9 protein-coding genes are annotated in these 5,495 nt (G+C 44.5%); 5 read left to right on the plus strand and 4 right to left on the minus strand.

The annotated features are described in order from the left end of the window. Together B3O33_RS09370 and gluQRS are read right to left on the minus strand one after the other, a co-directional pair. A partial coding sequence (locus tag B3O33_RS09370; protein WP_292363490.1) for a proton-conducting transporter membrane subunit occupies positions 1-546 on the minus strand: 546 nt, incomplete at its 3' end. A gap of 314 nt (positions 547-860) precedes the next feature. Beyond that, entirely contained in the window at positions 861-1,811 is a 951-nt protein-coding gene (gene gluQRS, locus B3O33_RS09375; RefSeq protein WP_292362436.1) for a tRNA glutamyl-Q(34) synthetase GluQRS, read from the minus strand. Positions 1,812-1,885: 74 nt separating this feature from the next. Here gluQRS and B3O33_RS09380 point away from each other — a divergent pair, with 74 nt between their 5' ends. The 3 genes from B3O33_RS09380 (at position 1,886) to B3O33_RS09390 (ending at position 3,281) form a co-directional block, all read left to right on the plus strand. Next, positions 1,886-2,278, plus strand: a complete 393-nt coding sequence (locus B3O33_RS09380; RefSeq protein WP_292362438.1) for a gamma-glutamylcyclotransferase family protein — start codon at positions 1,886-1,888, stop codon at positions 2,276-2,278. A gap of 70 nt (positions 2,279-2,348) precedes the next feature. After that, positions 2,349-2,672: a hypothetical protein gene (locus B3O33_RS09385; protein WP_292362439.1), complete on the plus strand. Its 324-nt coding sequence runs from the start codon at positions 2,349-2,351 to the stop codon at positions 2,670-2,672. Between the two features lie 75 nt (positions 2,673-2,747). Continuing rightward, a complete protein-coding gene (locus B3O33_RS09390; protein WP_292362440.1) occupies positions 2,748-3,281 on the plus strand; it encodes a hypothetical protein in 534 nt (177 codons plus the stop codon). A 199-nt stretch (positions 3,282-3,480) separates the two neighbouring features. Here B3O33_RS09390 and B3O33_RS09395 read toward each other — a convergent pair whose 3' ends face one another. Both B3O33_RS09395 and B3O33_RS09400 read right to left on the minus strand, forming a co-directional pair. Further along, positions 3,481-3,630, minus strand: a complete 150-nt coding sequence (locus B3O33_RS09395; RefSeq protein WP_014707945.1) for a DUF3096 domain-containing protein — start codon at positions 3,628-3,630, stop codon at positions 3,481-3,483. Between the two features lie 98 nt (positions 3,631-3,728). After that, entirely contained in the window at positions 3,729-4,271 is a 543-nt protein-coding gene (locus B3O33_RS09400) for an SgcJ/EcaC family oxidoreductase (RefSeq protein WP_292362441.1), read from the minus strand. A gap of 220 nt (positions 4,272-4,491) precedes the next feature. On the opposite strand from B3O33_RS09400, the gene B3O33_RS09405 reads away from it, so the two are divergent. Next, positions 4,492-5,220 (plus strand): type 1 glutamine amidotransferase, encoded by a 729-nt coding sequence (locus tag B3O33_RS09405; protein ID WP_292362442.1) that lies wholly within the window; start codon positions 4,492-4,494, stop codon positions 5,218-5,220. Continuing rightward, a partial coding sequence (locus B3O33_RS09410; RefSeq protein WP_292363491.1) for a YiiD C-terminal domain-containing protein occupies positions 5,210-5,495 on the plus strand: 286 nt, incomplete at its 3' end. The genes B3O33_RS09405 and B3O33_RS09410, both read left to right, overlap by 11 nt.

Genomic DNA, 5,495 nt, shown 5'->3' on the forward strand with positions numbered 1-5,495 from the left:
CGCAGTGGCCAGCATAATCAGTCCGGCCATCAGGGCCAGACCACCTCCTACCGTGACAAACAAACCTTGTAATGCTGAACGCCTGGCGGATTCGTCTTCATGATCAAAACCGATCAACAGATAGGAAGTGATGCTGGTTAATTCCCAGAACACAAACAGGCTGATCAGATTATCGGACAGCACCAGCCCGAGCATTGAAGCCATAAAGGCGAGCATGATGACAAAAAAACGAGCGATCGATTGATGCCCTTTCAGGTAACTGCCTGCGTAAATAAAAATGAAGATACCGATAAAACTAATCAGCAGTGCAAATAGCAAAGACAGTCCATCCAGCATAAAGCTCAGATTGATATCCATCCCCGGCAACCACTGCCATTGCTGATAGATGACTTCACCCTGGCCCAACGATGGGATAAAACTGGCAAAATACACCGTTAGCGATAATGGCAAGATCGCTAAAAGCCAGCCGGTTTTATTCCCTGCAATACGCTGCAGAAAAGGCGTAAAGAGGGCCAGAATAAAACCTGATAAAACGGCAAATAACATCGTATCCGATATCTCCTGAATTCAGCTCACAGCCCAGCTGACAATTCCATTGACTAAAATGTGAATTTGTCATTGTTGAGCTGTGATTTAAGTCATTTTCTAGCGGGAAAAGTTGCCTGTGAGAATAGTGGAGAGTATTTGACGGTGCAAGGAAAGACCGCAAAATCAGATAAAAATATGTAAGCAAAATAAGGTTTTTGGACGATTGCTTATCTTATTTATATACGGCGTCAGAAATTGTGAAAAAGCAATCTTGCTGCAAAATTTTAAAAAGTCAGCGAATTGCGCAAATGTAGACTCTGCGTCGGCCAATATCAAACCCCGATCGTGGGTTCTACTTCTGGTTCTGCTGGAACCATCGTAACCTGGCGTCGCAACTTGGGTACGTTTTGTATCTGCCAATGCTGTATTGCCCATTGCCATAAATCATCAAGCGGGACATGTGCCAATTCTGCCGGTGGTTGCAAACCCAGAAAGCGTAATACCCGGCATAAGACCACGCCACTGTCTCTCTGCTTTATCGGCTGTGCACGGGTTTGTTTACTGAGTTTTTCGCCTTGCAGATTGGTCGCTACGGGAATATGTGCATAAAGTGGTGTGGTAAATCCAAGTTGTTGCTGTAGATAAATTTGTCTGGGCGTTGAGTCCAGCAGATCAGCACCTCGAACAATATGCGTCACACCCTGCATGGCATCATCAACCACGACCGCCAACTGATAGGCATACAAACCATCTGCACGTTTAATCACATAATCACCCACATCACGAGCCAAGTTCTGCGATTGGTTCCCCTGAATCTGGTCATAAAAACACACGGGTTGTTCATTGACTTTGAGTCGCCAGGTACGTACTTGTTTTACAGCAGACAAGCCATCACGACAAAAGCCTGGATATACAGGTCCATCAATCCCCATTAGAGCACTGGCATTAATTTCTTTTCGGCTACAGGCGCAGGGATAGGCCTGTTTTGACAATTGCAACTTTGTCAGCATTTCACGGTAAACGGGATTGCGCTGACTTTGAAACAGCACATCAGTGTCCCACTCAAAACCAAAACTTTGCAGCGTATCGAGAATATCCTTTGCCGCGCCTGCAACTTCGCGGGGTTTGTCCAGATCTTCCATCCGCACCAGCCATTTTCCATTGTGCGCACGTGCGTCCAGAAAGCTTGCCGTAGCAGCTACCAGCGAGCCAAAATGCAACGGTCCGGTCGGTGAGGGGGCGAAGCGTCCAGTGTATGTGGGTTCTGTTAAGTCTGAATTCATATTTAGTTGTGATAATTCTCCACGTAGAATGACATCAGAGTCTGTTCATCAATGAATTTCACAGCCCTTAATCTATGACTGAAAACTATCTTTTTGTATACGGTACCTTACGTAAAGACACTGCTCGTCACGATTTGCTGCAAAGATTCTGTGAATTCATCGATATTGGAACGCTGCAAGGACAATTGTATCTGGTTGATTATTATCCCGGCGTAATAACAAGCGATGATTCGCGGCAACTGGTTTTTGGTGAAGTGTATCGGATTTACAATTACCAATTGCTGTTTGCTGCTCTGGATGATTATGAAGAATGTTCTTCCAGTTTTCCTCAGCCACACGAATATGTGCGGCAACAGTTAATGGTTTCGCTGTCGGATGGGCATAAACTGAAAGCCTGGGTATATCTCTATAATCGACCGGTCTCAGGATTGAAACTTATTGCCTCCGGTGACTTTCTCAATCCATGACTAAACAGGCACTATGTCGCTACCATTAAGTTATCAAACCAGCACAAAAGGTGCTTGAAAAAGAGGTTATATGTTTCGATCTGATGCTTTTCGCCAGCAAGCTCAAGCCTGGCAACAACAATTCAGACAGTTGCAGTCTGCCGGTTTGCTGCAACGGATCTTTGCATGGATTATGCTGGGGCTGATAATGATGCTGAGTCTGACACTGCTGGTTTTTGTGGTGTTGCTGAGCTGGATCCTGATTCCGCTGATGCTTTACCGGGCACGCAGACAAATGCGTAAAGCCCGGGAATCGGCTTCTCAACAACAACCGTTTTCACAACGCTCGTCTCAGCAATCACGTCATGAAACCCATATCATTGAAGGTGAAATTATCAGCCGTAAAGAGGAATGAAATAAGCCAGTCGAAAGGTGATACTTACTCAGCCTGTTACGATCAGCAATCACATCATGACCAAGGAGGCCGCGATTGTCCGAGTCTATTAGCCCAATCGGGTTTAGTGCTGTTGAGGATTGGACGGTAGAGGACTTTTACCGTTTTTTTCACCAGCTTAATATTCTGTATAACCGGCTCTATGTGTTGGAAAAGTTAAAATACAAAGGCCAGAATCCGAAGCTTAAAATGGCGTTATATGGTTCATTATCTGCTGTCAAAGCGCATCACAGACTTATTATTCAGTCCATTGAGATCCACTCTCCCGGCGATTTCAATCTGTTGGGACTGGATAAAGTTATCGAACAATTACGCGAACTCTGGAAAGATATTTCCTATCAAAATCGCCTGATAAAACAGAAGCTTACTGAACAGAATCGCCACAATAAACAGATGAATCAGCTCAGGGAAATCGCGGCGATGCAAAAGTTACTGCAAAACCAGGTCGCTACCATGCAGCAGCTGGGTTATAGCGAAGACGAAATTGCTGAAGGACTCAAAGCGCTGGCTGATCCACTTGAACAATTAATCGAACTGGCAGACAGCCGTAAGATTTCTTTGAAAGAATGATGACGTAAAGATAAATAGTGGTCCATCAAATTTATATTGAAAACCAGTAGATACGGCAAAAAAAGCGGCGGAAATCATAAATAACCGCCGCGATTTCCCATGGCCTGTTGATCTGTCAGAGCCACCACTGCCGGAGGCTATATCTTTGTCTCACAAGGCGCCTATGAAACATCAACAGGCCCTAATTACAAAAGTTATTTTAGGGTGTGATATTCAGATTGCCACCGAAGATACCAACCAATCCGATAATAATCAGATAAATAGCCACGATGTAGTTGAGCAGTCTCGGCACGACCAAAATCAGAATACCTGCGATCAATGAAATAAGTGGTGTCAGTGCAATAGTCATAATGTAAGCCTCTGTTGTCTAAAAAAATAGCATGTTTGTTATTTGCTTCAGCAGTATGCCTGAATACGAACCGGGCATATTAAGGGATAAAACCAAATCTAACTTTTTTCCTCAATCAGAATATCTTCCATCAGCTCAGGCTTTTCAACTATCTCTTCTGGCATAGCAGAAGAATGATGATTAACAATCAACCATTCACCATCATTTTGACGTTCATAAACAAAGCTATAACGGGCCTGCACCTTTTTTTCATGTTCTTGCTTTGTCAATGTAAAAGTATAAATACCGGTATTTATAGCAACATTGCCGTTGATAGAAATATGCTGTTTGTCAATCCGGCCATTAGGTTGCAATACCAGGAAATAGTCAAAATAGTCACGAATTCCATCATGGTCGGTTCGAATGGTGTTTGATAACGTCGGTAAAAGCACAGCATCATTTGCGTAATAAGCTGTCACTGTGGCGGAATCTCCGGTCTGCAGGGCGTTGTTCCAGCGATCAAACAGATATTCAATTTCAGCTTCGCTGGCCTGAACATCTTTTACCTCTGGTTCCGGCGCACAGGCCATCAGCATCAAGCCCAAAAATATAAGAAAACCCGGTTTGAGTATGCGCGTGAGTGGGAATGCATTTTTTGTCATAGTTATATTCTCCAATGCCGTTTATAGACTCTCCCTTATCAAAACCGATAAATTTCGATTCAGATGGTGTTTGACCGTACCACTTTTCGTTATCTCCGTGAAGTTACTGCGTTTTATTAGGTTCCAGGGTCTGGAAAAATGAAAGCTAACAAGCATTCATTAGTTTAATTATTCTTACATTTGGCTTTAAACTGTTGCCAAATTTATTCAGGATCGCACAATGCAAGCACATTACTTTCAGCACGTGCCATTTGAAGGCTTGGGCAGTATTGAAACCTGGTTCAATAAAAATGGTTATCAAATCAGTTCTACGGCGTTTTATCGGCAAGCCGTATTACCCGAAATCAGCGATGTGGATTATCTGGTGGTAATGGGCGGGCCAATGAGCGTGAATGATGAGGCTGAGTATCCCTGGCTAAAAGCAGAAAAGCAGTTTATACGGCAATTTATCGCAACGGGTAAACCTGTATTGGGGATTTGTCTGGGCGCACAGCTGATTGCCAGTGCAATGGGCGCCAGAGTGACTCCCAATAATGAAAAAGAAATTGGCTGGTGGCCGATTCAGGCTGTAGCAAATGTGAATTCATCTTTATTCACGTTTCCCGAAATGGCACTGGTTTTTCACTGGCATGGTGAAACATTTGATTTACCTGAAGGTGCTGAGCGAATCGCTGAGAGTTATGGCTGTCGCAATCAGGCGTTTCAGTTAGGAAAATCGGTGATTGGCTTGCAATTCCATCTTGAAACTACGGAGGCTTCTGCCCAGGCGATTGTTGAGAACTGTGCTGATGAGCTGGTACCTGCACCGTATGTGCAATCCGAGGGTGAAATACTATCTGCCGGTCCACCAAAATATCAGAGCATCAATCAGTTAATGGGCGCCGTACTGGAGTATTTACATACCGCAACAAAACATCCAGATAACGAAAGGCTTGCTGATGATGACTGAAAATCAACGGCTGGAACGATATCTCCATCAACATATCCCGTTATCAGCAGCCATGCAGGTATCGGTGCGGGAGATGACCCCGCAGACACTGACGTTATGTGCGCCGATTGCCCCGAATATTAATCATCAGGAAACCGTGTTTGGCGGTAGTGCTTCGACGCTGGCGATTCTGTCAGCCTGGTCGTTGTTGCAGACCCGTTTGGCAGAAGAGGGGCTGGCTTCCCGTTTGGTGATTCAACGCAATGAGATGGCTTATCTCAAGCCCATGACCGCAG

This window comes from Methylophaga sp. UBA1464 (assembly GCF_002325665.1).
Lineage (GTDB): Bacteria > Pseudomonadota > Gammaproteobacteria > Nitrosococcales > Methylophagaceae > Methylophaga.